Source organism: Streptomyces sp. NPDC007205 (genome assembly GCF_040634095.1).
Taxonomy (GTDB): Bacteria; Actinomycetota; Actinomycetes; order Streptomycetales; family Streptomycetaceae; genus Streptomyces.
Window position 1 is genome coordinate 450,155 of the sequence record NZ_JBEYEW010000002.1, and the last position, 26,768, is coordinate 476,922.

23 protein-coding genes and 1 pseudogene are annotated in these 26,768 nt (G+C 72.3%); 7 read left to right on the top strand and 17 right to left on the bottom strand.

The features are described from left to right. Positions 1-36 precede the first annotated feature (36 nt). Positions 37-708, top strand: a complete 672-nt coding sequence (gene ribA, locus ABZ624_RS05595; RefSeq protein ID WP_360082882.1) for a GTP cyclohydrolase II — start codon at positions 37-39, stop codon at positions 706-708. A gap of 80 nt (positions 709-788) precedes the next feature. Here ribA and ABZ624_RS05600 read toward each other — a convergent pair whose 3' ends face one another. The 3 genes from ABZ624_RS05600 to ABZ624_RS05610 all read right to left on the bottom strand — a co-directional run bounded on the left by ABZ624_RS05600 (position 789) and on the right by ABZ624_RS05610 (position 4,581). Continuing rightward, a complete protein-coding gene (locus tag ABZ624_RS05600) occupies positions 789-2,012 on the bottom strand; it encodes a serine hydrolase domain-containing protein (protein ID WP_360082884.1) in 1,224 nt (407 codons plus the stop codon). Positions 2,013-2,488: 476 nt separating this feature from the next. Continuing rightward, complete coding sequence (locus ABZ624_RS05605; RefSeq protein WP_360082886.1) at positions 2,489-4,003, bottom strand: MFS transporter; 1,515 nt, start codon at positions 4,001-4,003, stop codon at positions 2,489-2,491. Beyond that, positions 4,000-4,581: a TetR/AcrR family transcriptional regulator gene (locus ABZ624_RS05610; protein ID WP_360082888.1), complete on the bottom strand. Its 582-nt coding sequence runs from the start codon at positions 4,579-4,581 to the stop codon at positions 4,000-4,002. The genes ABZ624_RS05605 and ABZ624_RS05610 overlap by 4 nt, the downstream gene beginning before the upstream one ends. A gap of 98 nt (positions 4,582-4,679) precedes the next feature. Here ABZ624_RS05610 and ABZ624_RS05615 point away from each other — a divergent pair, with 98 nt between their 5' ends. Continuing rightward, complete coding sequence (locus tag ABZ624_RS05615) at positions 4,680-5,117, top strand: PPOX class F420-dependent oxidoreductase (RefSeq protein ID WP_360082890.1); 438 nt, start codon at positions 4,680-4,682, stop codon at positions 5,115-5,117. Positions 5,118-5,130: 13 nt separating this feature from the next. Here ABZ624_RS05615 and ABZ624_RS05620 read toward each other — a convergent pair whose 3' ends face one another. After that, a complete protein-coding gene (locus tag ABZ624_RS05620; RefSeq protein WP_360082892.1) occupies positions 5,131-6,171 on the bottom strand; it encodes an NAD(P)-dependent oxidoreductase in 1,041 nt (346 codons plus the stop codon). Here ABZ624_RS05620 and ABZ624_RS05625 point away from each other — a divergent pair. After that, entirely contained in the window at positions 6,113-6,709 is a 597-nt protein-coding gene (locus ABZ624_RS05625) for a TetR/AcrR family transcriptional regulator (protein ID WP_360082894.1), read from the top strand. The two genes, ABZ624_RS05620 and ABZ624_RS05625, sit on opposite strands and share 59 nt — an antisense overlap. A 96-nt stretch (positions 6,710-6,805) precedes the next feature. Here the strand turns inward: ABZ624_RS05625 and ABZ624_RS05630 are convergent, their stop codons facing one another. The 8 genes from ABZ624_RS05630 to tkt all read right to left on the bottom strand — a co-directional run bounded on the left by ABZ624_RS05630 (position 6,806) and on the right by tkt (position 16,635). Further along, positions 6,806-7,471 (bottom strand): TetR family transcriptional regulator, encoded by a 666-nt coding sequence (locus ABZ624_RS05630; protein ID WP_360082896.1) that lies wholly within the window; start codon positions 7,469-7,471, stop codon positions 6,806-6,808. Between the two features lie 212 nt (positions 7,472-7,683). Next, complete coding sequence (locus ABZ624_RS05635) at positions 7,684-8,277, bottom strand: histidine phosphatase family protein (RefSeq protein WP_360082898.1); 594 nt, start codon at positions 8,275-8,277, stop codon at positions 7,684-7,686. A gap of 6 nt (positions 8,278-8,283) precedes the next feature. Beyond that, on the bottom strand, positions 8,284-9,162 hold the full coding sequence (gnd, locus tag ABZ624_RS05640) for a phosphogluconate dehydrogenase (NAD(+)-dependent, decarboxylating) (RefSeq protein ID WP_360083219.1): 879 nt from the start codon (positions 9,160-9,162) through the stop codon (positions 8,284-8,286). 5 nt (positions 9,163-9,167) lie between these two features. Then, a complete protein-coding gene (gene pgi / locus ABZ624_RS05645) occupies positions 9,168-10,835 on the bottom strand; it encodes a glucose-6-phosphate isomerase (RefSeq protein ID WP_360082900.1) in 1,668 nt (555 codons plus the stop codon). Between the two features lies 1 nt (position 10,836). Beyond that, entirely contained in the window at positions 10,837-11,763 is a 927-nt protein-coding gene (gene opcA / locus ABZ624_RS05650) for a glucose-6-phosphate dehydrogenase assembly protein OpcA (protein ID WP_360082902.1), read from the bottom strand. Continuing rightward, the gene (gene zwf / locus ABZ624_RS05655) at positions 11,760-13,361 is read right to left on the bottom strand and encodes a glucose-6-phosphate dehydrogenase (RefSeq protein WP_360082904.1); all 1,602 of its coding nucleotides are present in this window, start codon (positions 13,359-13,361) and stop codon (positions 11,760-11,762) included. Before zwf ends, opcA begins: the two co-directional genes overlap by 4 nt. Beyond that, positions 13,358-14,527, bottom strand: coding sequence for a transaldolase (gene tal / locus ABZ624_RS05660; RefSeq protein ID WP_360082906.1), 1,170 nt, complete (start codon positions 14,525-14,527; stop codon positions 13,358-13,360). Before tal ends, zwf begins: the two co-directional genes overlap by 4 nt. 32 nt (positions 14,528-14,559) lie before the next feature. Beyond that, positions 14,560-16,635: a transketolase gene (gene tkt / locus ABZ624_RS05665; protein WP_360082908.1), complete on the bottom strand. Its 2,076-nt coding sequence runs from the start codon at positions 16,633-16,635 to the stop codon at positions 14,560-14,562. A 146-nt stretch (positions 16,636-16,781) separates the two neighbouring features. Here tkt and ABZ624_RS05670 point away from each other — a divergent pair, with 146 nt between their 5' ends. Continuing rightward, a complete protein-coding gene (locus tag ABZ624_RS05670; protein ID WP_360082910.1) occupies positions 16,782-17,672 on the top strand; it encodes an AraC family transcriptional regulator in 891 nt (296 codons plus the stop codon). Positions 17,673-17,698: 26 nt separating this feature from the next. On the opposite strand, the gene ABZ624_RS05675 is transcribed toward ABZ624_RS05670, so the two are convergent. From ABZ624_RS05675 to ABZ624_RS05685, 3 genes and pseudogenes are all read right to left on the bottom strand, one after another. After that, positions 17,699-19,003, bottom strand: a complete 1,305-nt coding sequence (locus tag ABZ624_RS05675; RefSeq protein ID WP_360082912.1) for a lipase — start codon at positions 19,001-19,003, stop codon at positions 17,699-17,701. Positions 19,004-19,120: 117 nt separating this feature from the next. Continuing rightward, the gene (locus ABZ624_RS05680) at positions 19,121-20,533 is read right to left on the bottom strand and encodes a glycoside hydrolase family 16 protein (RefSeq protein ID WP_360082914.1); all 1,413 of its coding nucleotides are present in this window, start codon (positions 20,531-20,533) and stop codon (positions 19,121-19,123) included. 454 nt (positions 20,534-20,987) lie between these two features. Next, positions 20,988-21,443, bottom strand: a pseudogene (locus tag ABZ624_RS05685) (DUF4981 domain-containing protein); the annotation flags it as partial. 281 nt (positions 21,444-21,724) lie between these two features. On the opposite strand from ABZ624_RS05685, the gene ABZ624_RS05690 reads away from it, so the two are divergent. Further along, positions 21,725-23,062 carry a 6-phospho-beta-glucosidase gene (locus ABZ624_RS05690; protein WP_360082916.1) on the top strand — a complete coding sequence of 446 codons (1,338 nt, stop codon included), beginning with the start codon at positions 21,725-21,727 and terminating at the stop codon, positions 23,060-23,062. Positions 23,063-23,484: 422 nt separating this feature from the next. Here ABZ624_RS05690 and ABZ624_RS05695 read toward each other — a convergent pair whose 3' ends face one another. Continuing rightward, positions 23,485-24,594, bottom strand: coding sequence for an ATP-grasp domain-containing protein (locus ABZ624_RS05695; RefSeq protein ID WP_360082918.1), 1,110 nt, complete (start codon positions 24,592-24,594; stop codon positions 23,485-23,487). A 257-nt stretch (positions 24,595-24,851) separates the two neighbouring features. Between ABZ624_RS05695 and ABZ624_RS05700 the strand changes: the two genes are divergently transcribed. Then, complete coding sequence (locus ABZ624_RS05700) at positions 24,852-25,757, top strand: metallophosphoesterase (protein WP_360082920.1); 906 nt, start codon at positions 24,852-24,854, stop codon at positions 25,755-25,757. Next, on the top strand, positions 25,705-26,385 hold the full coding sequence (locus ABZ624_RS05705) for a 4'-phosphopantetheinyl transferase superfamily protein (protein ID WP_360082922.1): 681 nt from the start codon (positions 25,705-25,707) through the stop codon (positions 26,383-26,385). The genes ABZ624_RS05700 and ABZ624_RS05705 overlap by 53 nt, the downstream gene beginning before the upstream one ends. A 51-nt stretch (positions 26,386-26,436) precedes the next feature. On the opposite strand, the gene ABZ624_RS05710 is transcribed toward ABZ624_RS05705, so the two are convergent. After that, complete coding sequence (locus ABZ624_RS05710) at positions 26,437-26,664, bottom strand: hypothetical protein (RefSeq protein WP_360082924.1); 228 nt, start codon at positions 26,662-26,664, stop codon at positions 26,437-26,439. Positions 26,665-26,768: the final 104 nt, after the last annotated feature.

Genomic DNA, 26,768 nt, shown 5'->3' on the forward strand with positions numbered 1-26,768 from the left:
TTTCACGGCCTTTCGTCTCTGCTTAGGAATCAGATCATGACAGAAACCACCGGCGCCAACCTCGGCGTACTCGGCAAGAAGTCCTCGCGGCGTTCGGGCGTGGAACGCGTCGTGAATGCACCGCTGCCCACCGTGTACGGGCAGTTCCAGGCGATCGGCTACCTGGACCACGACCGCGGTGACGAGCAAGTGGCCCTGGTGCACGGCGACATCGGCACCGAGAACGTGCTGACCCGGCTGCACTCCGAGTGCCTGACCGGGGACGCGTTCGGCTCCCGGCACTGCGAGTGCGGCGACCAGCTGGAGGCTGCCCTGCGCGCGGTGGTCGCCGAGGGCAGCGGGATCGTCGTCTACCTGCGGGGCCACGAGGGCCGCGGGATCGGACTGCTCGCCAAGCTGCGCGCGATGGCCCTGCAGGCGGAGGGCCTGGACACGGTGGAGGCGAACCTCGCGCTCGGCCTGCCCGTGGACGCCCGTGACTACGGCGTCGCGGCCGGGATCCTGCGCGACCTCGGGGTGCGCTCGGTACGCCTGATGTCCAACAACCCGCGCAAGCGGGAGGCGCTGGTCCGGCACGGCGTCCAGGTCGCCGAGCAGGTGCCGCTGCTGATCGAGCCGTGCGAGAGCAACATCACCTATCTGCGCACCAAGCGGGAGCGGATGGACCACGTCCTGCCCCATCTGGACGCCGTCGCGCACGGTTCCTGACACGAGACCGTGCGACCCGCCGCCCTCCCCGCAGGAGACGGGCGGCGGGCGGCGGTGCCGGACGGCCGGCGCTCCGGCTCTCAGTCCACCAGCGCCTCGTGCACCAGCCGCCGCAGCTCCGGGAAGATCTTCAGCGTCTTCGGGCGTACCTGCGTCATGAACTGCACCGTCAGCTCATGGGCGGGATCGACCCAGAACGCGGTCGTGGCCACACCGGTCCAGCCGTACGTGCCGAGGGCGGCCGGGGCCAGGGTGCGGGACGGGTCGGCCACCACCGACACGTTGAAGCCGAAGCCGAGCCCGTCGTTGCCGGGTTCCTGGTGGACGGGCGCGCCGAAGGACCGCAGCAGCGCGCCGCCGGGCAGCTGGTTGCGGGTCATCTGCGCGACACTGTCCGCGGACAGCAGCCGGACACCGTCCAGTTCGCCGCCCCGGCGCAGCATCTCCATGAACCGGTGGAAGTCGTACGCGGAGGAGACCAGGCCGCCGCTGCCGGACAGGAACCGCGGCCGGCCGTGCACCGGCAGCCCCGGCACCGGCTCGATCCCGCCCTCGTCCGTCTCCCCGTACAACTCGGCCAGCCGCCCGGCCTGTTCGGGCCCGAGGTGGAAACCGGTGTCGGACATGCCGAGCGGACGCAGGATCCGCTCGGCGAAGAACGCGTCCAGCGGCTGCCCGGACACCACCTCGACGACCCGGCCCAGTACGTTCGAGGCGACCGAGTAGTTCCACTGCGTGCCGGGGTCGAACTGCAACGGCATGCGCGCGTACACCTCGACCGTCTCGGCGAGGTCCTTGCCCGGCGGCACCGAGTACTCGAGGCCGGCCTCGCGGTACAGGGCGTCGACGGGATGCCGGTAGTAGAAACCGAAGGTCAGGCCCGCGGTGTGGGTGAGCAGATGCCGGATCAGGATCGGGCCGGCGGCCGGGCGGGTGCGCACCTCGGTGCCCGAACCACCCTCGTACACCACCGGGTCGGCGAACGCGGGCAGATGGCGGTCCAGCGGGTCGTCCAGGGACAGCCTGCCCTCCTCCGCCAGCAGCAGCACGGCGACCGCGGTGACCGGCTTGGTCATCGAGTAGATGCGCCACAGGGTGTCCGCCTCGACCGGCAGGCCGGCCGCGACATCGCGCCGGCCGTACGTGGTGAGATGGGCGACCCGGCCGCCGCGGGCCACGGCCACCAGAAAGCCGGGCAGCCGCCCCTGGTCGACGTAGTGGGCGACATGCTTGTCCAGCCGGTCCAGCGCCTTGACGTCCAGCCCCGCGTCACCCGGGTCGGCTTCCTGCCGCAGCTGTGCCATCGCTCTCCTCCGGTCACCTCGTCCGCGACGCCCCCGGCCGCCCGCCGGAAGCACCCGCCCCTCATCGTCCCGCAGGAGCACCCCTACCCCACCCGCTGATCAGCACCGCACATGACCGACGCGATGCCTTGAGCCGGGGGCAGGGCCCGGCCGCCGGCGGTGTCCAGCCGTGCGTGGCGCCGTCTTCCCGGGCAGCGGGCGATCGCCGGCGGTCCTGGGGGGAGAAGAACCGCCGCCGATGCGCGCTCGCCTCCGGTCCCGGCACCCGACAGCGGCCGTCCGCTCGGCAACGGCCAGCGGCCTTCGGCCCCGGGCTACGGAGAGCGGCCGTGCGCCGTGGGCGACGGACAGGCGCCGTCCGGCCGGGGCATGGCGTTGTCGGGCTGGGTCCTGGGCACCGGACGGTGGTTGCCGGTGCCGGGTCGCGGGCGGTCGCCGTGGGTGTGGGGCAGTGCGTGGCCGTCTTCGCCCCCCGGCTACGGACAGCGGCCGTGCGCCGTGGGCAACGGACGGCCGCCGTCCGCCCCGGGCATGGCGTTGTCGGGCTGGGTTCTGCGCACCGGACGGTGGCTGTCGGTGCCGGGCCGCGTGCGGTCGCTCTCGGTCTCCGGCGACGGACGGCCGCCGTCCACCCCGGGCAACGGACTGTCGGTGTCGGCCGCGGGCAGCGCGTCCTCGCTGTCGGTCGCGGGCAGCGGACCGTCATGCCCGGTCCGGGGCAGCGCGCAGGCCAGCGGCACGCCGAGCGCTGCCACGGCCGCCAGGGCGAGCAGTGCCGGTCCGGTCCCGGTGTCCATGAGCGCGGTCGCCGTGGCCACGCCGACGGCCGGCCCGACGTTCAGTGCCGTCTGCTGCAGTCCGCCCGCCACTCCGGCCACCGCCACCTCCGCCCGCCGTACGACCACCTGGGTGGCCGCCACCATCACCGTGCCGAACCCCGCGCCCAGCAGGGCGAACGCGCTGCCGAGGGCCGGCGCGGAGGTGGCCCCGGACAGCAGGAGGACACCGAGCGCCAGGAGGGCCGTGGCCGCCGCCGTCGTACCGCGTGCCCCGCACCGGCGCAGCAGCACCGGGCACAGCGCGGCGGACGCCACCATCAGCACCGCCAGCGGCAGACTGCGCAGGGCGCTGTGCAACGGGTCGAGGCCGAGCCGGCGTTGCAGCACGTAGGTGGCCACGAACAGGGCGCCGGACAACGCCGCGGACACGACGACCAGCACCGCGAGCGCCGCCCCGACCGCCCGCGAGCCGATGACCGCGGCCGGCAGCAGCGGGCTCGCCGTACGCCGTTCGTGCCGCACGAGGACGGCGGCGGTGACCGCGGCGACGGCCAGGCCCGCCGCGGACACGGGCCGCGCGGTCAGCGCGTGCACCAGGCAGGCCAGGGACACCGCGAGCAGCACGGCGCCCGGCACGTCCAGCGGTGTCCGGGAGCCCGCGGCGGGCGGGTCCGGCCGCAGCAGGGCCGGCAGGGCGAAGACCAGCGCGGGCAGCACGTTGACGAAGAACACCGCCCGCCAGCCCAGGCCGGTCACCAGCGCCCCGCCCACCAGCGGCCCCGCAGCCGCCGCCAGCCCGATCGCGGCCGTCCGCACGGCGAGGGGCCCGGCGAGCCGGTCCGGCGGGAACGCGGCCCGCAGCATGCCCAGCGTGGCCGGCTGCAGCAGCGCCCCGAACACCCCCTGCACCGCCCGCAGTCCGATCACCCAGCCCACCGACGGGGCGGCACCGATCCCCGCCGACGCCGCCCCGAACCCCAGCAGGCCGAGCGCGAACACCCGCCGCTGCCCGTACCGGTCACCGAGCCGCCCCGCGAACACCAGCAGGCTCGCCACCGCGACGAGATACGCCGTACTGGTCCACTGCACCTCGGCGAACGACGCGCCCAGGTCCCTCTGCAGCCGGGGCTGCGCGACCGTGAGGACCGTACCGTCCAACGCGACGACCACCGCGCCGGCCACACTGCTCGCCAGCGTCCACCGCCGGTTCACCGGCCGCCGTCCGCGCCCAGGTGGGCCACCAGCACCGCATCGAGCAGTGCGCCGAAGTCGTCGTCCCCGACAGCCAGTTGGAGGCTGCGCCAGCGCCACAGCTGGGCGATCCCGTGCAGGTTCGCCCACAACGCGCCCGCCACCCGGCGCGCGTCGGCCTCGGGACGCACCTCACCGATCAGCCCGGCGAGCACACCGAACAGGGGCAGACTCGTCTCCCGCAACCCCAGGCGCCCGCTCTCCAGCAGATCGTGCCGGAACATCAGCTCGTACATGCCGGGGTTGTCCAGCGCGAACTGCAGATACGCCCGCGCCAAGGCCGCCACCCGGGCGCGCGGGGAGGCGGATCCGTGTGCGGGCGTGCTGCGCACCCGCGCGGCCAGATCGTCGAAGCCGCGGCGCGCGATGGCCGACAGCAGCTCCAGATGGGTGGGGAAGTAGCGGCGCGGCGCCCCGTGCGAGACGCCGGCGCGCCGGGCGATCTCCCGCAGGGTGAGCGCCTGCAGCCCCTCGGCGGCCAGCAGTTCCACCCCCACGTCGACGAGGCGGTCGCGCAATCCGATGTCTGACTCAGTCATAGACACTGTCTACCAGCCTCTGGTAGACAGTGTCTACCGCGACTCCCGGATGCGGTGGCGAGGGAATGCCCGGCCGGTCGCGGCCGGTTGAGCCAGTCATGACTCCCGACTCCGCGCAGGACGCGCTGCTCGACCTCCTCTCCGACGGCCACGGCGGGGTGCTGGTCACCCTCAAGCGCGACGGCCGCCCCCAGCTGTCCAACGTCAGCCACGCCTACTACCCCGACGAGCGGATCATCCGGATCTCGGTCACCGACGACCGCGCCAAGACCCGCAACCTGCGCCGCGATCCCCGCGCCTCCTACCACGTCACCAGCGCCGACCGTTGGGCGTACACGGTCGCCGAGGGCACGGCCGAGCTGTCCCCGGTCGCCCGGGACCCGCACGACGAGACCGTCGAGGAACTGATCCGGCTCTACCGGGACGTGCTCGGCGAGCACCCGGACTGGGACGACTACCGGGCCGCGATGGTGCGCGACCGACGCCTCGTGGTGCGCCTGCACGTCGACCGGGTCTACGGCGCCCCGAAGCGCTGACTGCGGCGACCGGCTACGACGCGCCGGCGGTCCGGGTCTCGATCGCGCGCAGTACGGCCACCATGTCCTCGCCGCCGTACCCCTGCGCCACCGTCTCCTCGAACAGGGTGTGGCACACGTCGAGGAGCGGTGAGGCCAGCCGGGCCCCGCGCGCCGCCCCGGCGATGAGCCGGTTGTTCTTCAGGACGTCCAGCGCGGCCGCCTGCACCGAGAAGTCCCGCTCACGCAGTTTGGGCGCCTTCATCCGGGAGACCGCGCTGGCCATGGGCCCCGCGTCGAGGACCTCCAGGAACAGCCGCCGGTCCAGGCCCTGGCGCTCGGCGAAGTGGAACGCCTCGGTCAGCCCGGTCACCAGCGTGATCAGGAAGAGGTTCACGGACAGCTTCATCAGCAGTGCGCCGGGCGCGGGACCGCACACGAACGTCTCCCGGCACAACGGCGCGAGCAGCGGTCGTACGGCGTCCACGGCGTCCGCCTCCCCGGCGAGCATCGCCACCAGCCGGCCCTCCTCCGCCGGCACGCGTGACCCGGACACGGGCGCCTCGACGTACCGGCCGCCGGCGGCCCGCACGTCCGCCTCCAGGGCCTGGGAGTACTCGGGGGAGGTGGTGCCCATGTGGACGACGGTGCGCCCGGCGACCCGTGCGGCGAGCGCGGGGGTGCCGCGGCCGAGTACGGCGTCCGTCGCGGCCTCGTCGGCGAGCATCAGCAGCACCACGTCGGAGCGTGCGAAGACCTCCGCGGCGTCCGTGGCGACCGAGGCACCGGCCGCCCGCAGGGACGCGGCGCGTTCCGGGGTCCGGTTCCAGACCACCAGGGGAGTGCCGGCGGACACCAGGCGCTGCGCCATGGGCCGGCCCATCACTCCGAGACCGATGAAACCGACGTGCACGAGGACCGCCTCCCGCTCCCGGAACCGACTATGACCGCTGTCATAGTAGCGGCCGTTATGACGCCGGTCATAGAGTGGGTGCCGTGAGGAACGGAGGGCCGCGATGAGTGAGGCGCCACGGGGACCGCGGGAGCGGATGGTCTTCAGCGCCGCCCAGCTCATCCGCCGCGACGGAGTCGCCGCAACCGGTCTGCGCGAGGTCGCCGCGCACGCCGGCGCACCGCGCGGCTCGCTCCAGCACTACTTCCCGCACGGGAAGGAACAGCTGGTCAACGAGGCGGTCGCGTGGGCCGGACGGTACGCGGGCAAGCGCATCGCCCGTTTTCTGGCGGGACTGGAGGAGCCGACGCCGAGCGGTCTGTTCGCGGCGATGGCCGCGCAGTGGACCGACGAGTACGCGGCGGACGGCTTCGCGGCGGGCTGCCCGGTGGCCGCCGCCACGGTCGAGTGCGCCTCCGCCGGCGGCTCGACCCAGGAGGCCGTGGCCGCCGCGTTCACCGCGTGGCGGAACCCGCTCACCGAGGCCCTGACCGGCATGGGCGTACCCGCGGCCCGCGCCGCATCCCTCGCCACACTGATGATCAGCACCCTGGAGGGGGCGATCCTGCTGGCCCGCGCCGCACGGGACACAGGCCCCCTGACCACGGCCGTACGGGAACTCGGTCCGCTCCTCGACGCGGCGGTGCCCCCGCCCCCGTGAGCCGGGCCGCACGGCGGGTCGCAGACGGCCGGTGCACCACGTCGGAGCGTGCGCGGAGTTCACCCGCCGATGGCGGTGAGCTTGAGGGTACGGCGGTCAGCCGGCCGCCCGCTCCGCCGTCAGGTAGGCGATCACCATGTCGCCGAGCATGGCCCGGTAGTGCTCCCGCTGGGCGGGGTCCACCAGGTCCCGGCCGAACAGCGCGCCGAAGGTGTGCCGGCCGGCGACCCGGAAGAAGCAGAACGAGATGATCACCGTGTGCAGGTCGACCGCGTCCACGTCGGCCCTGAACAGCCCGGACTCCTGCCCCGCGGCGAGGATCCGGCGGCTCACCTCCAGGGCCGGTGAGCCGGTCCTCCCGACCTTCCCGCAGGCCGCGAGGTGCTCGGCGCCGTGGATGTTCTCGATGCTGACCAGGCGGACGAGGTCCGGGTGCCGCTCGTGGTGGTCGAAGGTCAGCTCGGCGAGGCGCCGGATCGCGGCGACCGGGTCCAGGTGCTCGACGTCCAGCCGCCGCTCGGCCTCGCGGAGCACCCCGTACGCCCGCTCCAGCACGGCCGTGAACAGCTGTTCCTTGCCGCCGAAGTAGTAGTAGATCATCCGCTTGGTGGTGCGGGTGCGGGCCGCTATCTCGTCCACGCGGGCGCCGTCGTAGCCGGCCCGGGCGAACTCCTGCGTGGCCACGTCGAGGATCTCCGCCTTGGTGCGGGCCGCGTCGCGCCCCCGTCCCCCGGGTCGTACGGGTTCTTCGACGCTGGTCATCGCCGTCCTCCGGGCCGGTGGCCGCCGGGGCGGCACGCTCGCTGTGCGTGCCGGAGATTGTAGAAGCGGCTCCTGGGGCGGTGGCCGGGATGTTCCTCACAGTGCGCGCCGCCCGCGACCCCGGGTACGACCGCGGCCCGGCTCACCAGGGGTGAACCGGGCCGCGGTCGCGCGCCGTCACGGCCTCGCGCTTCCGGACGGGCCGTCAGTCGTTACGGCCGTCTGTTCCACTCGGTGATCACAGGCCGGCCGTGTTCGGTGGAGAGCCGGCTGACCGTGCCCGTGGCCAGCTGGAACAGCCGGCCCTCGGCGGGCGGCAGACCCAGCCGGCGGGCGGTGAGCACCCGCAGGAAGTGGGCGTGGGCGACGAGGACCACGTCCCCGGCGTCCTCGGCGAGCGCCGCCCCGACACGGGCCAGCACCCGGTCGGCGCGGGCGCCGATCTGCTGCGGTGACTCGCCGGGGTGCCCGGCGGGGCCGGGGGGCACGCCGTCGGTCCACAGGTCCCAGCCGGGGCGGGTGCGGTGGATGTCGGCGGTGGTGACACCCTCGTAGCCGCCGTAGTCCCACTCGTGCAGGCCGGCGTCGGGCACGACCCCGGTCACGCCCGCCAGTTCGGCGGTGCGTAGCGCGCGGCTCAGCGGGCTGGACAGGGCGAGGGCGTAGGTCCGGCCGGTGAGGAGCGGGGCGAGGGACTTGGCCTGTTCCTCACCGTGCCCGGTCAGGGGCAGGTCGGTCCAGCTGGTGTGCTGTCCCGACCGGCTCCATTCCGTCTCACCGTGGCGGACCAGCAGGAGGTCGGCCACGGCGGCTCAGTCCTTCTTCTCGACCGCGTGGCCGCCGAACTGGTTGCGCAGCGCCGCGATCATCTTCATCTGCGGCGAGTCGTCCTGCCGGGAGGCGAACCGGGCGAAGAGGGAGGCCGTGATCGCCGGCAGCGGTACGGCGTTGTCGATCGCCGCCTCCACCGTCCAGCGGCCCTCGCCGGAGTCCTCCGCGTAGCCGCGCAGCTTCTGCAGATGCTCGTCCTCGTCCAGGGCGTTGACCGCGAGGTCAAGCAGCCAGGAGCGGATGACGGTGCCCTCCTGCCAGGAGCGGAACACCTCGCGGACGTTCTCCACCGAGTGCACCTTCTCCAGCAGTTCCCAGCCCTCGGCGTAGGCCTGCATCATGGCGTACTCGATGCCGTTGTGGACCATCTTGGAGAAGTGCCCGGCGCCGACCCGGCCCGCGTGGACATAGCCGTACGGGCCCTCCGGCTTGAGCGCGTCGAAGATCGGCTGCAGCGGCTCCACATGCTGCTTGTCGCCGCCGACCATGAGGGCGTAGCCGTTCTGCAGGCCCCACACACCGCCGGAGACACCGGCGTCGACGAAGCCGATGCCCTTGATGCCGAGGGCGGCGGCGTGCCTCTCGTCGTCCGTCCAGCGGGAGTTACCGCCGTCGATCACCGTGTCGCCGGGAGAGAGCAGGTCACCCAGTTCGTCGACGACGGTCTGCGTGGCGGTGCCGGCCGGCACCATCACCCACACATGGCGGGGCGCGTCCAGCTTCTCGACCAGTTCGGCGAGGCTCTTGACGTCGGAGACCTCGGGGTTGCGGTCGTAGCCGATGACGGTGTGGCCGGCGCGGCGGATCCGCTCGCGCATGTTGCCGCCCATCTTGCCGAGACCGATGAGGCCCAACTGCATGGCTGTCATGTCAGATTCACTTCCTGAGCATTCTTGAGAGTGCGGTAGGCGGCGACGAGGGCCGTGGTGGACGGGTCGAGACCGGGGACCTGTGCGCCCTCGGTCAGCGCGGGCTCGACCCGCTTGGCGAGGACCTTGCCCAGCTCGACGCCCCACTGGTCGAAGGAGTCGATGTTCCACACCGCGCCCTGCACGAACACCTTGTGTTCGTAGAGGGCGATCAGCTGGCCGAGTACGGACGGGGTCAGCTCGGCGGCGAGGACCGTGGTGGTGGGGTGGTTGCCCCGGAAGGTGCGGTGCGCCACCTGCTCCTCCGGCACGCCCTCCGCGCGGACCTCCTCGGCGGTCTTGCCGAAGGCGAGCGCCTGGGTCTGGGCGAAGAAGTTGGCCATCAACAGGTCGTGCTGGGCCTTGAGTTCGCCGCTCAGCTCGTCGACGGGGCGGGCGAAGCCGATGAAGTCCGCCGGGATCAGCCTGGTGCCCTGGTGGATCAACTGGTAGTAGGCGTGCTGCCCGTTGGTGCCGGGGGTGCCCCACACGACCGGCCCGGTCTGCCACCGCACCGGCTCGCCGTCGCGCTGCACCGACTTGCCGTTGGACTCCATGTCCAGCTGCTGGAGGTAGGCGGTGAACTTCGACAGGTAGTGGCTGTACGGCAGCACCGCGTGCGACTGGGCGTCGTGAAAGTTGCCGTACCAGATGCCCAGCAGGCCCAGCAGCAGCGGGGCGTTGGCCTCGGCGGGTGCGGTGCGGAAGTGCTCGTCCATCAGCCGGAAGCCGTCGAGCATCTCCCGGAACCGCTCCGGGCCGATGGCGATCATCAGGGACAGGCCGATCGCCGAGTCGTACGAGTACCGGCCGCCGACCCAGTCCCAGAACTCGAACATGTTGTCCGGGTCGATGCCGAAGCCGGTGACCTTCTCGGCGTTGGTGGACAGGGCGACGAAGTGCTTGGCGACCGCCTTCTCGTCACCCCCCAGCCCGTCGAGCAGCCACGTGCGCGCGGAGCTGGCGTTGGTGATCGTCTCGATCGTGGTGAACGTCTTGGAGGCGACGATGAACAGGGTCTCCGCCGGATCCAGGTCACGGGTCGCCTCGTGCAGGTCGGCGCCGTCCACGTTCGAAACGAACCGGAACGTCAACTCCCGTGCCGTGTAAGGGCGCAGCACCTCGTAGGCCATGGCGGGGCCGAGGTCGGAGCCGCCGATGCCGATGTTGACGACGTTCCTGATCCGCCTGCCGGTGTGGCCGGTCCACTCACCGGAGCGGACCCGGTCGGCGAAGCCGGCCATCTTGTCCAGCACCGCGTGCACCTTCGGGACGACGTTCTCGCCGTCGACCTCGGCCACCGCGTCCCGCGCGGCGCGCAGCGCGGTGTGCAGCACGGCCCGGTTCTCGGTGAGGTTGATCTTCTCGCCGCGGAACATGGCGTCGCGCAGCGCGAACACACCGGTGGCGGTGGCCAGTTCCTGGAGCAGGGCCAGGGTCTCGTCGGTGATCAGGTGCTTGCTGTAGTCGATGTACAGGTCGCCGGCCCGTACGGCATACCGCTCGGCGCGGCCGGGGTCCGCCGCGAACAGCTCGCGCAGCTGCGGCTGCCCCTCGGCGCGGTGGTCGGCGAGGGCCGTCCACTCGGGCCGGTGGGTGAGTTCAGGAAACTCGGACGGGGCCATCTCAGGCGTTCTCCTCGGCGGCCTCGCCCTTGAGGGCGATGGCGTACATCTCGTCGGCGTCGAGGCGGCGCAGCTCCTCGGCGATGAGTTCGGAGGTGGGGCGGACCTTCAGCGCCAGGGTGCGCGGCGGCTGGCCCGGCAGCGACAGGGTCGCGAGGGGGCCCTCGGGGCGGTCGACGACGATCTCGCCGTTCGCCGTGCCGAGGCGCACAGCGGTGACGAACGGGCCGCCGCTGACCACCCGGTCCACCGGGACGCCGAGGCGGGCCTCGAGCCAGCGGCCGAGGAGCTCGGCGCTGGGGTTGTCCGCCTCGGCCTCCACGGCGGCCGACGTCACCTTCACCCGGGCCTGGTCCAGCGCGGCGGCCAGCATGGACCGCCACAGGGTCAGCCGGGTCCAGGCGAGGTCGGTGTCGCCGGGGGCGTAGGTGCGCGCCCGGATCTGAAGGACCTCCAGTGGCCGTTCGACGGCGTACAGGTCGGTGATCCGGCGCTGGGCGAGGGTGCCCAGGGGATCCTTGGACGGGGCGTCGGGGGCGTCTCCCGGCCACCACACGACCACCGGGGCGTCCGGCAGCAGCAGCGGCAGGACGACCGAGTCGGCGTGGTCGGACACCTCGCCGTAGGTGCGCAGCACGACCGTCTCACCGGTGCCCGCCTCGGAACCGACCCGGACCTCGGCGTCCAGCCGGGAGTGGGTGCGGTCGCGCAGGGTGCGCGCGTGCCGCTTGATGACGACCAGGGTCCGCGAGGGGTGCTCGCGCGAGGCCTCCTCGGCGGCCTTGATCGAGTCGTAGGCGTTCTCCTCGTCCGTGACGATGACCATCGTCAGGACCATGCCCACGGCCGGGGTGCCGATGGCGCGGCGGCCCTGCACCAGCGCCTTGTTGATCTTGCTTGCCGTGGTGTCGGTCAGGTCGATCTTCATGGCCTGCGCCAGCTCCGTCCGTCTCGTGCGAGCATCTCGTCCGCTTCCCTCGGTCCCCAGCTGCCCGACGCGTACTGCGCCGGCCGGCCGTGCGCCGCCCAGTACTCCTCGATCGGGTCGAGGATCTTCCAGGACTCTTCCACTTCCTGGTGACGGGGGAACAGGTTCGCGTCGCCGAGCAGCACGTCCAGGATGAGCCGCTCGTACGCCTCCGGGCTGGACTCGGTGAACGACTCGCCGTACGCGAAGTCCATCGAAACGTCCCGGATCTCCATCGAGGTGCCCGGCACCTTGGAGCCGAACCGCACGGTCATGCCCTCGTCCGGCTGGACCCGGATGACGATCGCGTTCTGGCCCAGCTCCTCGGTCGCGGTGGAGTCGAAGGGGGAGTGCGGGGCGCGCTTGAAGACCACCGCGATCTCGGTGACCCGGCGGCCCAGACGCTTGCCGGTGCGCAGATAGAAGGGGACGCCCGCCCAGCGGCGGTTGTCGATGCCCAGCTTGACCGCGGCGAAGGTGTCGGTCTTCGACGCGGGGTCGATGCCGTCCTCCTGGAGGTAGCCGACGACCTTCTCGCCGCCCTGCCAGCCTTCCGCGTACTGCGCCCGCACGGTGTGCTTGCCGAGGTCCTCCGGCAGCCGCACCGACTTCAGCACCTTCAGCTTCTCGGTGAGCAGCGCCTCCGCGTCGAACGCGATCGGCTCCTCCATGGCGGTCAGCGCCATCAGCTGCAGCAGGTGGTTCTGGATGACGTCACGGGCGGCGCCGATGCCGTCGTAGTAGCCGGCCCGGCCGCCGATGCCGATGTCCTCGGCCATGGTGATCTGGATGTGGTCGACGTACGACCGGTTCCAGATGGGCTCGTACATCTGGTTGGCGAAGCGCAGCGCCAGGATGTTCTGGACGGTCTCCTTGCCGAGGTAGTGGTCGATCCGGAACACCTGGTCCGGCTCGAACACCTCGTGCACGATCGCGTTCAGGTCGCGGGCGCTGTCCAGGTCGTGCCCGAACGGCTTCTCGATGACCGCGCGCCGCCAGGCACCCTGGGGCGGGCTGGCCAGGCCGTGCTTCTTCAGCTGCTGCACGACCTTCGGGAAGAACTTCGGGGGCACCGAGAGGTAGAAGGCGAAGTTGCCGCCGGTGCCGCGGGAGGCGTCCAGCTCGTCGACGGCGTCCTTGAGCTGCTTGAACGCGGTGTCGTCGTCGAAGTCACCGGGGATGAACCGCATGCCCTCGGCGAGCTGCTGCCACACCTCCTCGCGGAACGGGGTGCGGGAGTGCTCGCGGACCGCGTCGTGGACGACCTGGGCGAAGTCCTGGTCCTCCCAGTCCCGGCGGGCGAACCCGACGAGGGAGAAGCCCGGCGGGAGCAGACCCCGGTTGGCCAGGTCGTACACGGCCGGCATCAGCTTCTTGCGGGACAGGTCACCGGTCACACCGAAGATGACCAGCCCGGACGGGCCGGCGATCCGGGGGAGCCTGCGGTCGCGGGCGTCCCGCAGCGGGTTCACCCAGTCGGCGACGCCATGTCCCGGAAGGGCCACCGGAGCCGGCGCCTCTTCGGGCGCCGGGGCGGCGGCGGGTGCGTTGTCGGTCATCGGGCGTCAACTCCCTTGCTCTTCAGGGACTTCGCCACGGCGTCCAGCAGCTCCTGCCAGGCCGCCTCGAACTTGGCGACGCCCTCGTCCTCCAGTTGCTGGACGACCTCGTCGTAGGAGATGCCGAGCCGCTCCACGGCGGCCAGGTCGGCGTGGGCCTGCGCGTAGCCGCCGGACACCGTGTCGCCGGTGATCTCGCCGTGGTCGGCGACAGCGTTCAGCGTGGCCTCCGGCATGGTGTTGACCGTTCCGGGCGCGACCAGCTCGTCCACGTACAGGGTGTCCTTGTATGCGGGATCCTTCACACCGGTCGACGCCCACAGCGGGCGCTGCTTGTTGGCCCTGGCACCGGCGAGGGCGACCCAGCGCTCGTCGGGCTGTGCCGCATGGCCGGCAGAGCCGAACACCTCCTCGTAGGCCTCGTAGGCGAGGCGGGCGTTGGCGAGTGCCGCGCGGCCCTTGAGGGCGAGGGCCTCGTCGGTGCCGAGTGCGGTCAGCCGCCTGTCGATCTCGGTGTCCACGCGGGAGACGAAGAACGACGCCACGGAGTGGATGGTGGCCAGGTCGATGCCGTGCTCGCGGGCCTTCTCCAGGCCGGCCAGGTAGGCGGCCATGACCTCGCGGTAGCGCTCCAGGGAGAAGATCAGGGTCACGTTGACGCTGATGCCGAGGCCGATGACCTCGGTGATCGCCGGGAGGCCCGCCTTGGTCGCCGGAATCTTGATCATCACGTTGGGGCGGTTCACCAGCCAGGCCAGCTGCTTGGCCTCGGCGACTGTGGCCCCGGTGTCGTGGGCCAGGCGCGGGTCGACCTCGATGGAGACCCGGCCGTCGCGGCCGGCGGAGGCGGCGTATACAGAATCCAGGATATCGGCGGCAGTCCGCACGTCGGCGGTCGTCATCATCCGCACTGCCTCGTCCACCGTCACACCCCGTACGGCGAGGTCGGTGAGCTGCTCCTCATAGCCCTCGCCGGAGCCGATGGCGGCCTGGAAGATCGACGGGTTGGTGGTGACACCGACGGCGCTGCCGCTCGCCACCAGCTCGGCGAGGCTGCCCGACGTGATCCGCTTGCGCGACAGGTCGTCGAGCCAGATCGACACGCCCTCGTCGGCGAGTCGCTTGAGGGCTCCCGGGGTCGCGATTGCTTCGGTCACAGTGATCATCTTTCTGCTTGCGTCGGTATCGGGCGTCGGTGTCAGGCGCGCGCGGCGGCGAGCGACTCGCGGGCCGCGGCGGCGACGTTCTCGGGGGTGAAGCCGAACTCGGTGAACAGGGTCTTGGCATCGGCGGAGGCGCCGAAGTGCTCGAGGGAGACGATGCGTCCCGCGTCGCCCACGAACCGGTACCAGGTCAGCCCGATCCCGGCCTCGACGGCGACCCGGGCCCTCACGGCCGGCGGCAGCACCCGCTCGCGGTACTCGCGCGGCTGCTCCTCGAACCACTCCACGGACGGCATCGACACCACCCGCGTGCCGATCCCCTCGGCCTCCAGCCGTTCCCGCGCGGCCACGGCCAGCTGCACCTCGGAACCCGTCGCGATGACGATCACCTCCGGGACCTCGGTCGAGGACTCGCGCAGCACATAGCCGCCCTTGGCCGCGTCCTCGTTCGGCGCGTACACCGGCACGCCCTGGCGGGTGAGCGCGAGCCCGTGCGGGGCGGGGTCGGTGGCGTGCCTCTTCAGGATCTCGGCCCAGGCGATCGCGGTCTCGTTGGCGTCGGCCGGGCGGACGATGTTCAGACCCGGGATGGCGCGCAGCGACGCGAGGTGCTCGACGGGCTGGTGGGTGGGGCCGTCCTCGCCCAGGCCGATGGAGTCGTGCGTCCACACGTATGTCACCGGCAGCTGCATGAGCGCCGACAGGCGCACCGCGTTGCGCATGTAGTCGGAAAAGACGAGGAAGGTGCCGCCGTAGACGCGGGTGTTGCCGTGCAGGGCGATGCCGTTCATCTCCGCGGCCATGGAGAACTCGCGGATGCCGAAGTGGACGGTACGGCCGTAGGGGTCGGCCTCGGGCAGCGGGTTGCCGGCCGGCAGGAAGGAGCTGGTCTTGTCGATGGTGGTGTTGTTGGATCCTGCGAGGTCGGCGGAGCCGCCCCACAGCTCGGGGATCACCGGGCCGAGCGCCTGCAGCACCTTGCCGGAGGCGGCGCGGGTGGCGACCGACTTGCCCTCCTCGAACACCGGCAGCGCGTTCTCCCAGCCCTCGGGCAGCTCGCCCTTGGCGATCCGGTCGAAGAGGCGGGCCCGCTCCGGCTGCGCGGTACGCCACTGGGCGATCCGCTTGTCCCAGGCGGCGTGCGCCTCGGCACCCCGGTCCAGGGCCCGGCGCGTGTGCTTCAGCACGGCGTCCTCGACCTGGAAGGTCTGCTCCGGGTCGAAGCCGAGGACGCGCTTGGTGGCGGCGATCTCCTCCGCGCCGAGTGCGGAGCCGTGGGAGGCCTCGGTGTTCTGCGCGTTCGGGGCGGGCCAGGCGATGATCGTGCGCATCGCGATGATCGAGGGCCGCCCGGTCTCGGCCTGCGCGGCCGTCAGCGCCGCGTACAGGGCGGGCACGTCGATGTCGCCGTCGGCGGTGGGCTCGATGCGCCGGGTGTGCCAGCCGTAGGCCTCGTAGCGCTTCAGCACGTCCTCGGAGAACGCGGTCGCGGTGTCGCCCTCGATGGAGATGTGGTTGTCGTCGTAGAGGAGGACGAGGTTGCCGAGCTTCTGGTGACCAGCGAGCGAGGAGGCCTCGGCGGAGACGCCCTCCTCCAGGTCGCCGTCGGAGACGATCGCCCAGACGGTGTGGTCGAAGGGGGACGCACCCTGCGGCGCGTCCGGGTCGAACAGGCCGCGCTCGTAGCGGGCGGCCATCGCCATGCCGACCGCGTTGGCGACCCCCTGGCCGAGCGGGCCGGTGGTGGTCTCGACGCCGGCGGTGTGCCCGTACTCGGGGTGTCCCGGCGTCCTGGAGCCCTGGGTCCGGAACGCCTTCAGGTCGTCCAGCTCCAGCTCGTACCCGGACAGGAACAGCTGCGTGTACAGGGTCAGCGAGGTGTGGCCCGGGGAGAGGACGAATCGGTCCCGGCCGGCCCACTCCGGGTCGGCGGGATCGTGACGCATCACCTTCTGAAAGATCGTGTGCGCGGCAGGCGCCAGGCTCATCGCGGTCCCCGGGTGGCCGTTGCCCACCTTCTGGACCGCGTCGGCCGCCAGCAGACGGGCGGTGTCCACGGCACGTCGGTCGAGGTCAGTCCACTCGAAACCATCGGGAGTCTGCATGGTCATCTTCAAGAAGTCCTCGTTCAGTGCGGGATTGCTGACCTGACGCGTTCAAACTTAAAAGTCTGACTTTTTCGAGGAAAGGTCGGGGTGTGTCAGCCTGTGGTGAATCTGGGACAGCGAGCGCGCGACAGGGACGGCACGAAAAGGACATGACAGGCGGAACCCCTCACCCTGACGGCGACGGCATCAGAACCTTCCCCTTCCCGGCCGAACTGGCCGTCGGCGGCGTCGGCATGCAGATCGGCCCCATGGGCACCGACCGCACCTGGCACGCCGACGCCCCCCTGCACCGCGTCCACCGCATCGACTTCCACGTCGTCATGCTGTTCACCGACGGCCCCGTACGGCACATGATCGACTTCGCCGAGTACCAGGCCGGCGCCGGCGACCTGCTCTGGATCCGCCCCGGACAGGTCCACCGCTTCTCCCGCGAGACCGTGTACCGCGGAACCGTCCTGACCATGCAACCCGGCTTTCTGCCACGGGCCACCGTCGAGGCCACCGGTCTGTACCGCTACGACCTCCCGCCCCTGCTGCACCCCCACCCGGACCGGCTCACCGCCCTGCAGGCCTCCCTCGACCAGCTGCGCCGCGAGTACGAGGACACCGCCACGCTCCCGCTCAGCCTGCACGCCGCCGTCCTCAGGCACACCCTGACCGCGTTCCTGCTGCGCCTCGCGCACCTCGCGGCGAGCTCCGCGGAGGTCACCCGGCAGCAGACGGACAGCACCTTCACCCGCTTCCGGGACGCCGTCGAGCACGGCTTCGCCACCAACCACAGCGTCAGCGCCTACGCCGACGCCCTCGGTTACTCCCGCCGCACCCTCGTCCGCGCCGTCCGCGCCGCCACCGGTGGGACGCCCAAGGGCTTCATCGACAAACGCGTCGTCCTGGAGGCCAAACGCCTCCTCGCCCACACCGACATGCCGATCGGCCGCGTCGGGGCAGCGGTGGGCTTCCCCGACGCGGCGAACTTCACCAAGTTCTTCCACCTGCACAGCGGTCAGACACCGGTCGCGTTCCGGGCGGAGCTGCGCTGAACGTCCCGCCGGACACCGGGTTCAGCTCACCCGCGCGTCAACTCCCCGAACCAGCGCACGATCGCCGGAGTGGCCGCGGCCTCGGACCCCAGGTGCCGGGAGCCGTGGTAGTCGGCGGCACCCGCATCGACGACCCGTACGTGCACGCCGTTCGTCCGCAGAGCCGCCCGGCAGTGCTCGGTGTTGGCCGTGACGGCCTGTTCGTCACCCGTCGCCATGAACAGCCGGACGGGGGCCCGCGGCGCCCAGTCGGTGCACACGGCGTCGGTCGTGCGCAGGGCCGCCGCCAGCGGTCCGGACGGATGCGCGAGCATCGCCCGCCCGTGCCCGGTCAGCAGCTCGTCCAGGGTGCCGGGAGTGCCCGCCGCCAGTTGCCGTCCCGTGTGGGAGCCGTCGAACAGCGCCTCGATCCCCCGGTCGTACGGCGCCCGGAAGACCTCGCCCGGGGTGTCGTAGAGGTGGTGGAGCCGGTTGAACGCCACCAGCAGGTACGCCATATACATCACGCCCATCTTGGGGTCGACTCCGCCGTCCAGCAGCGCGGGCAGCTCCGCACCGCCGAAGTCGTACGCCCCGCTGACCGGCGCCAGCGCGCCCAGCCTGAACCAGCGGTCCTCGCCCGCCTGAAGAGCCCGGCCGAGTCCCAGTGCCGCCGAGGCGCCCTGCGAGAAACCGGTCACCATCACCTCGCGCTCCAGCACATGCCCCGTACGGGGCGCGAAGGCGCGGGCCGCGCGCAGCATGTCCACCGATGCCGTGGTCTCCGAGCCGATGTCCATCCAAGGGTGCGGACCGGGGCCCTCGCCCATGCCCAGATAGTCGGGGGCGACCACCGCCGCACCGGCCGCCGCGTGCGCGATCGCCGGCGCGGACACGAAGTCCCGGCGCTTCTCGGACGGGGAGTCGTCCCTGTTGACCCCCGTGCCATGGGCGAAGGACACCACCCGCAGGCGTGCACCGCTCCCCAGCGGCACGACGAACAGCCCGCTCGCGGTGGTGGGCCGCCCGTGCGCGTCGACCGTCCGGTAGACCAACCGGTACGCGACCACGCCGTGGCGCACGGTGCCGGCCGCGAACCCGGCCGCATGCAGCTCGTCCGCCGCGTCCTGCGGGGTCGCGAGGGTGTACAGCTTCGTGTGGGAGAGCAGGGTGCCCCGGCCGTGCTCCTGGTGCCGCGCCGGCACCGGGGGCCGGGCGGCGGCAGCGGCGGCGGTGGCGGCGGGCAGCCCGCTCAGCAGCAGCGCGCAGCAGACTCCCGCGGCCAGCTGCCGCGGGAGCCTGCTGCGGTACCGGGCCGTTCTGCGTGGCGACGGCGAGGTGGAGAGGTGCAACGTTCCTCCCAAGTGCGGACCGGCGTGGACCCGTTCAGCTTCGCGGGCCGCCGGGGTGGGCGCACTGGGGTGGGCCCCCGTGCCGTCCTGGTGCTCGCCCCAGGACGGCGGTCGGGGTCAGTGACCGAAGTCGAACCAGTTCACGTTCACGAAGTCCGCGGGCTGGCCGCTGCTGAAGGTCAGATAGACGTCGTGGGTGCCGACCACCGAGCTGATGTTGGCCGGCACCGTCTTCCAGCTCTGCCAGCCGCCGGTGTTGCCGATGGCGAAGCTGCCGACGGGCGCGTTGCTCCGGCTGTCCAGCCGCACTTCCACCAGCCCGCTCACCCCGGCCGCGGCCCCGCCGGCCACACGCGCGTAGAACTGGGTGGCCGGTGCCGAGCCGAAGGCGACCCCCTTGTACAGCGCCCAGTCGCCGTTCGCGAGGTGACCGATGTCCTGGCCGCCGCCGGTGTCCGTGGTGGTCTCGGTGGCGGTGCCGGACTGGCTGTCGTAGGACTCGGCCTGGACGGCGCTGTAGGCGTCGCGGTTGCCGGACGGCGGGGGAGTGGTGCCACCCCCGCTGCCCGAGGACTCGAGGACCTGCACATAGTCGACGGCCATGGGGTGTCCGGGCTCCGTGGCGCCGGTCGGGCCGCCGCCGAACGCCGCCGGGAAGCCGCCGCCCATCGCCACGTCCAGGATGACGAAGAAACCGTGGTTGGTGGCGTTGGCCCAGGTCGTCGCGTCCATCTGGTTGGCTGTGACCGTCTGGTAGGTCACGCCGTCGACGGAGAAGCGGATCGCCTCCGGGCTCACCGAGCGGTCCCACTCCATCGTGTAGGTGTGGAAGCCCGACTGGCAGGTGGTGTTCGGGCACGCGGTCGAGTTGCCGAGGCCCGTCGTCTCGTTGCACGGGCCGCCGGGACTGGTTCCGCAGTGCATCGTGGCCCACGTCTTGTTCAGGCCCTGGACGTTCTCCATGATGTCCAGCTCGCCGACGCTCGGCCAGTTCTGGTAGTTGCCGCGGTAGGGGGCGCCCAGCATCCAGAAGGCGGGCCAGTAACCCGCGGCTGCGTCGCCGGTCACGTCGGGCATCTGGATCCGCGCCGCCACGCGCAGCTTGCCGCCGGCCGGGGGCTGGAAGTCGGTACGGGTGGTTTCGATCCGCCCGGAGGTCCAGTTGCCGGAGGCGTCCCGGCGCGGCGTGATGAGCAGGTCGCCCTTGCCGTCCAGGGCCACGTTGTCCGTGCTCGGGGTCATCGTCTCGACCTCGCCGGTGCCCCAGCTGGCGGCGCCGCCCGGGTACGAAGTGCCGGTGTCGTACTGCCAGTTCGCGGTGTTCACACCGGAGCCGGCCGTGCCGTTGAAGTCGTCCAGGAAGAGCTGGGTCCAGCCCGAGGGAGGGGTGGGGGCGGTGGCGTTGGCGGGTGCGGTGGCCGCCGTGGCGACGGCCGCGGCCAGGCCGAGCGTGGCGACGGCGGCGACGAGCGCGCGCCGCAGGGGGTGCCGCCGGGGGCGTTTTCCGGGTATGCCGGAGGAATCGCTCATGGGGAGGCCTCTCGGGTACGGGGGTGTGCGGGAGTCCTCGGCGGGCGCCCTCGACGGGTTCTGAGAGCGCTCTCAAGGTGCCGCCAAATGTGCTCCCCGCCCCCACGGCCGTCAAGGCTTGAAACAAAGAAAGTCCCCTCGCGGCAGGGGAGTTCACCGGGTGAAGCCTGCCACGAGGAGCACCGTGCGACGCTCGGGCGCGACGCTTCGCGGGTCAGTGGGTTCACGAAGGAGGCGGGTCAGTGGGTTCATGAAGGAGGGGGTCATGCGGCGTACACATGGGTGCTCGGTGAAGGCCACTGGGTGAGGGGGCGGGGGGAGGGGGAGGCGAACCGGGTCAGCGGGCGCGCCGGGGCCGGTTCCGGCGGTGGCTCCCGGCCCGGGCCGGGGCCGGGGGGAACGGCCGTACGACACTGTCGGCATCGGCCTGCCGGGCGGCCAGGGGAGCCAGGGGTGCCGTCCGCAGCCGGACCCGCGGCGCGCACAGCTCCGTACCGCGCGGCGCCCACGGCTCGTCCACCGCCGTCACCACCCGCAGCGTCAGCCAGGCCTCGCCGCCGTCCCGCGGCAGCCGGAACGGCGGGAGTACGGCCGCCGTCTCGCCCGGCCTCAGATCGGGCAGGCCGGCGGGAGCGGTCAGGATCCGGCCGTCGGCCCGCACCAGCTCCCAGGTCGCGGCCAGTCGGCCAAGGCCCCGGAGGTAATAGTCGTTGACGAGCACGATTCCCTCGTGCCGGTGGCACCGGATACGGACCGGAGCCCGGCACGCCTGGTGCTCGTACGGCCCGGCGCCGCCGCGCCCGGCCGGTCTTCCGTCGCTCACACGGTGCAGAATTCCGTGGCCCCGGGACCGCTGGATGAAGCCGCCCTGAAGAGCCGGGGTGGACTCGGTGGCGGCGCAGTGGTCCGCGAACGGGCCCGTTGTCCGGGCCGCTGAGGGTGGTCCGGGTCGGCGGATGCGGATTCGGCGCCACTACGATGACGGCATGTGAGGTTTCCGCAGGCACCCGACGAGCGAGCCGGCGAGCATCGTGCTCCCTGTGCTCGGGAGCCCCTCCTGGACGCGCCGGTGACGGACGCGCCGTTGGACCCGGCCACCCGGTCCGCGCTCCGGAAAGCGAGCGTCGAGGTGGTCGAGGTGACCGAGGTGGTCGTGGTGGTCGTGGCTGGAGTTCCGGGAAGGGTGCAGAGGTGAAGCTGACGATTCTGGGCGGCGGCGGATTCCGCGTGCCGCTCGTGTACGGTGCCCTGCTGACCGACCGCGCCGCAGGGCGGGTCACCGAGGTCGTCCTGCACGACCTGGACGACCGTCGACTGTATGCGGTAACCCGTGTACTGGATGCGCAAGCCGCCGGTTTCCCCGACGCGCCCCGAGTGACCGCCACCACCGACCTCGACCAGGCGCTCGCCGGCGCCGACTTCGTCTTCTCCGCGATCCGCGTCGGCGGCCTGGAGGGCCGCGCCGACGACGAGCGGGTGGCGCTCGCCGAGGGGGTGCTCGGCCAGGAGACCGTCGGCGCGGGCGGCATCGCCTACGGTCTGCGCACCGTCCCCGTCGCCGTCGACATCGCCCGGCGCGTGGCCCGCCTCGCCCCGAACGCCTGGGTCATCAACTTCACCAATCCCGCCGGCCTGGTCACCGAGGCCATGTCGCGGCACCTCGGCGACCGCGTCATCGGCATCTGCGACTCCCCCGTCGGCCTCGGACGCCGTATCGCCCGCGTTCTCGGCGCCGACCCGACGGAGGCCTTCGTCGACTACGTCGGCCTCAACCACCTCGGCTGGGTACGCGGCCTGCGCGTCGCCGGACGCGACGAACTCCCGCGCCTGCTCGCCGATCCCGCCCTGCTCGGCTCCTTCGAGGAGGGAAGGCTGTTCGGGGCCGACTGGCTGCAGTCGCTCGGCGCGATCCCCAACGAGTACCTGCACTACTACTACTTCAAGCGCGAAACCGTGCGCGCCTACCAGGAGGCCGAGCAGACCCGGGGGGCCTTCCTGCGCGATCAGCAGGCCCGTTTCTACGCGGAGGCCCTGCGCACGGACCGGTCCGCGCTGGACGTGTGGAACCGCACCCGCGCGGAACGCGAGGCCACCTACATGGCCGAGAACCGGGAGAGCGCCGGCGCGGGGGAGCGCGAGGCCGAGGACCTGTCCGGCGGCTACGAGAAGGTGGCGCTGGCGTTGATGCGGGCCATCGCCCGGGACGAGCGGACGACGCTGATCCTGAACGTGCGCAATCGGAGCACCCTCTCGGCGCTCGACGCCGATGCCGTCATCGAGGTCCCCTGCCTGGTCGACGCGGGCGGCGCCCATCCGGTCGCCGTCGCCCCGCTGCCCGGCCACGCCACCGGGCTGGTCTGCTCCGTCAAGGCCGTCGAGCGCGAGGTGCTCGCCGCTGCCGACTCCGGATCCCGGCAGACGGCCGTGAAGGCCTTCGCGCTGCATCCGCTGGTCGACTCGGTCAATGTGGCCCGCAGACTGGTCGAGGCGTACACCGAGGTCCATCCTGGCCTGGCGTACCTGAAGTAAGCGTTTCCGCTGCGCACCGGTTTCCCGCTGGCCGGTGCCCAGGGCGCCGACCTGCTGGAGCGACCGCCGGCCGAGGCGGAAGTGCGCCCCGACGGCTCGGTCCCGGTCGCGCTGCGGCTCTTCCAGATCCTGACCCTGCGTCTGCGGCGGGGCCGGGCGGGCCGGTCGTGGGCCGAGCGGCCCCCCTCGCGTGCCCTACCCACCGGGCCGGCCGGTCGCCCCCCGTGACAGCGACCGGCCGGCCCGTTCCCCCGTGGATTCCCCCGTTGGTCCCCCGTGGGCTTTGCGTTGCTGTCATGGAGAGCGGCGGGGACGCGCTCTGATACACCCCCGCGGGAAAAAAATGTCTCCCGGTCCTGAAAACCGGGGGACAGCGAGGGCGCGCTCCCCCGCAGGGCCGGCGTTGTCGGCCGGCCCACGCCCTAAAGCGGCAGTGCCTCCACCGCCGAACCCGCCTGCGCAGGCACCGCCGGCAGGGTGATCTCCGCTTCCCTCTGCCGGGGAAGCGAAGCGGGCACCACAGGCCGCAGCCCCGGGACCACCGTGTAGTCCTGCCCCAGGAACGGCGGCTCGAGCACCCCCGGATCCTCGCCCAGCGCCAACTGCACGGCGGCCCAGGGTGCGTTCATCCCGCACAGGGACAGCTGGTGCAAGCCCCCGGAGGGCCGCGTGTTCACATCCAGCAGCACCGGCCGGTCGCCGAGCATGCGGAACTGGATGTTGGACAGATGGTGCACCCCGAAGCCCTCCACGATCAGCCGGGCCGGTTCCAGCCACCGTTCCTCCAGGGTGAAGCCCCGGCGGCGGCCGTTCTTGGTGCGGCCCACCGCCAGCCGCAGCCGGTTGTCCGGCCCGGTCAGGCAGTCCACGGACACCTCGGGCTGCTCCAGGCGCGGCATCACCAGCCAGTCCACCGGCTCCTCGGCCCGCCGCAGCGCCTCGACCACCAGGTCCAGCTGGACGCACGGGCCCGGGAATCCGGAGAGGTCCGCCAGCGAGAACGGGGCGCGGGTGATCATCCGGAAGCCGGCCCCGCCGGCCCCGGCGGCCGGCTTGACGCAGGGCTTGTGCCCGGCCGCCTCCAACTCCCCGACGGCTGTGAGGAGTTCGTCCGCCGTGCGGACCCGCCACCACGGCGGCACCGGGACCCCCACCGAACGGACCGCCTCGTACGCGGTCGCCTTGTCCTCGAACACGGCCACCGCCTCGCGAGTCGGCGCCAGCAGTGCCGTACCGGCCGCCGCGAACTCCGCGCGGTGCGCCACGATCGCCGCCTGGTGCAGCCGGGGCACGAACACGTCGATGCCGCGCCGGACGCACTGGTCGAGGGCGTACTCGACGTACCCGGCCGGGGACAGGCCCTCCGGCTCCGGGCCGGCGGTGTCGGCGGCGGCCAGCACGGGGGAGTCGGGGTCCCCGTGCGTGGCATGGATCTCCACCGCGCGGTCGCTGGGATTTCTGCGCAGCTGATCCATGAAGAACACGTTCTCCGCGTACGTGCGGTTGAGCCAGACGCGTACGCGAGAGAGCATGCAGGCCGCCTTTCAGGGTTTTCGGGCAGGGCTCGGCGGCCCGTGCCCGGGCAGGAGGGAGGAAGGGACACCGAACGACCCCCGCGAAAAGGGAGGTTGGGGTGCTGATGCCGGGGCGATCATACGGCTTTCAAGCGCCCGCGCGTGTCACGCGAGTGTGACGGATTGCCGCTTGCTCCGCTGTCCGGGAATGTGTTCTTGTGGACCGGACAGAGGGTGATCGGAACAGGGCAGAGGATGACCGGAAGGGGTGCGGTGTGGAGTCTGCGGCCGGGGCCGGACAGCTGCTGGCCGTCAGTGACCTGCACATCACCTATCCGGAGAACCGTGCCCTGGTCGAGGACATGCGGCCCACGAGCGCGGCGGACTGGCTGATCGTGGCCGGTGACATCGCCGAGACGGTCGCCGACATCCACTGGGCCCTCGAGAAGCTGGCGGGTCGTTTCCGCAAGGTGCTGTGGGCGCCCGGCAACCACGAGCTGTGGACCCACCCGAAGGATCCCGTCACCCTGCGCGGCGTCGCCCGCTACGAACACCTGGTCGAGTTGTGCCGGGAGCTGGGTGTCGTCACCCCCGAGGACCCCTACCCGGTGTGGCGGGGCCCCGGCGGCCCGGTCGCCGTCGCCCCGCTGTTCCTGCTGTACGACTACTCGTTCCTGCCGCCCGGCTGCGCCACCAAGGCCGAGGGCCTGGCCTACGCGCACGGCACGGGCGTCGTCTGCAACGACGAGTACCTGCTGCATCCCGACCCCTATCCGACCCGTGACGCCTGGTGCCGGGCGCGGGTCGCCGAGACCGAGCGCAGGCTCGCCGCGCTCCCCGCGGACCTGCCGGTCGTACCGGTCAACCACTATCCGCTGCACCGGCATCCCACCGAGGTGCTGTGGTATCCCGAGTTCGCCATGTGGTGCGGCACCGGGCTGACGGCCGACTGGCACCGCCGTTTCCCCGTCGCCACGATGGTCTACGGCCATCTGCACATCCCGCGCACCACCTGGCACGACGGAGTCCGCTTCGAAGAGGTCTCCGTAGGCTATCCCCGCGAATGGCGCAAGCGCCCGGAACCGCCGGGGAGGCTGCGCCGCATCCTGCCGATGGAGGTCGGAACCGGTGATCGAGGTGCTGCTCCCGGAGTCGGTCGTGGCCGTGGAGGCACACGGTGACGATCCGCTGTGGGACGCCCCGCTCTACCCCGAGGAGGCCGTGCTCGTCGAACGCGCGGTGGACAAGCGCCGCCGCGAGTTCGCCGCCGTACGCGGCTGTGCCCGGCGGGCCATGGAGAAGCTGGGCGTGCCGGCGCAGCCCGTGCTCAGCAGCGAGCGGGGCGCACCGCGCTGGCCGGCCGGTCTGATCGGCAGCATGACCCACTGCGACGGCTACGGCGCCGCCGCCCTGGCCCGCGCGGGCGACCTGGCCTCCCTCGGCATCGACGCGGAACCGCACGGACCGCTCCCGGAGGGCGTCGGCCCCGCGGTCTTCCTGCCCGCGGAGGGCGAGCGGCTCGCCCGGCTCGCCGGGCAGCGGCCCGCCGTGCACTGGGACCGGATCCTGTTCAGCGCCAAGGAGTCCGTCTACAAGGCATGGTTCCCGCTCACCCGCCTGTGGCTGGACTTCTCCGAGGCGGACATCATCCTCCACCCGGGCCCCGGCGACGCGTCGTACGGCACCCTGCGCGCCGAGCTCCTCGTCCCCGGACCCCGGATCGGTGACCGCCGGCTCCAGGTCTTCGACGGCCGGTGGGCCGTACGCGACGGACTGGTCGCCACCGCCGTGATCGTCCCGCACCCCTGAGCCCCGGCCGGCGCGGCGGCAAACGCCGCCGCCCCGGCGCGGGAGGTCCGCTCAGGCCGGCGGGCACCAGTCGCGCAGCAGACGGAAGAACTCCTCCTCGTTGCCCGCGAGACCCGCGCGCGCCAGGGCCTGTTCCGCCTCGGCCAGCACGGCGGGCGGCACCACGGCGGGCCGGCCCGCGTCCGGCGGCCCGCCGAAGGCGGCGCGCACCGTCTGCAGCAGCCGGAGGTAGGCCTGTACGGCGGTGCGCTCACGGTCGGTCAGTACGGCGGTGGGCATCGGTCGGCTCTCCCCGAGTAGGCGTCACGGTCAGGCGCCTGCGGCGCCGCGCGCCGCGCAGTACGGCGCACCCCTCCAGCTTGCCGCCCGCCACTGACAACGCC

Excerpts from the sequence above, each read along its gene's own strand:
- ribA (WP_360082882.1), top strand. The coding sequence starts at position 37 with ATGACAGAAACCACCGGCGCCAACCTCGGCGTACTCGGCAAGAAGTCC.
- ABZ624_RS05600 (WP_360082884.1), bottom strand. The coding sequence starts at position 2,012 with ATGGCACAGCTGCGGCAGGAAGCCGACCCGGGTGACGCGGGGCTGGAC.
- ABZ624_RS05610 (WP_360082888.1), bottom strand. The coding sequence starts at position 4,581 with ATGACTGAGTCAGACATCGGATTGCGCGACCGCCTCGTCGACGTGGGG.
- ABZ624_RS05615 (WP_360082890.1), top strand. The coding sequence starts at position 4,680 with ATGACTCCCGACTCCGCGCAGGACGCGCTGCTCGACCTCCTCTCCGAC.
- ABZ624_RS05625 (WP_360082894.1), top strand. The coding sequence starts at position 6,113 with ATGAGTGAGGCGCCACGGGGACCGCGGGAGCGGATGGTCTTCAGCGCC.
- ABZ624_RS05620 (WP_360082892.1), bottom strand. The coding sequence starts at position 6,171 with ATGAGCTGGGCGGCGCTGAAGACCATCCGCTCCCGCGGTCCCCGTGGC.
- ABZ624_RS05630 (WP_360082896.1), bottom strand. The coding sequence starts at position 7,471 with ATGACCAGCGTCGAAGAACCCGTACGACCCGGGGGACGGGGGCGCGAC.
- gnd (WP_360083219.1), bottom strand. The coding sequence starts at position 9,162 with ATGCAGTTGGGCCTCATCGGTCTCGGCAAGATGGGCGGCAACATGCGC.
- pgi (WP_360082900.1), bottom strand. The coding sequence starts at position 10,835 with ATGGCCCCGTCCGAGTTTCCTGAACTCACCCACCGGCCCGAGTGGACG.
- opcA (WP_360082902.1), bottom strand. The coding sequence starts at position 11,763 with ATGAAGATCGACCTGACCGACACCACGGCAAGCAAGATCAACAAGGCG.
- zwf (WP_360082904.1), bottom strand. The coding sequence starts at position 13,361 with ATGACCGACAACGCACCCGCCGCCGCCCCGGCGCCCGAAGAGGCGCCG.
- tal (WP_360082906.1), bottom strand. The coding sequence starts at position 14,527 with ATGATCACTGTGACCGAAGCAATCGCGACCCCGGGAGCCCTCAAGCGA.
- tkt (WP_360082908.1), bottom strand. The coding sequence starts at position 16,635 with ATGACCATGCAGACTCCCGATGGTTTCGAGTGGACTGACCTCGACCGA.
- ABZ624_RS05670 (WP_360082910.1), top strand. The coding sequence starts at position 16,782 with ATGACAGGCGGAACCCCTCACCCTGACGGCGACGGCATCAGAACCTTC.
- ABZ624_RS05680 (WP_360082914.1), bottom strand. The coding sequence starts at position 20,533 with ATGAGCGATTCCTCCGGCATACCCGGAAAACGCCCCCGGCGGCACCCC.
- ABZ624_RS05695 (WP_360082918.1), bottom strand. The coding sequence starts at position 24,594 with ATGCTCTCTCGCGTACGCGTCTGGCTCAACCGCACGTACGCGGAGAAC.
- ABZ624_RS05710 (WP_360082924.1), bottom strand. The coding sequence starts at position 26,664 with ATGCCCACCGCCGTACTGACCGACCGTGAGCGCACCGCCGTACAGGCC.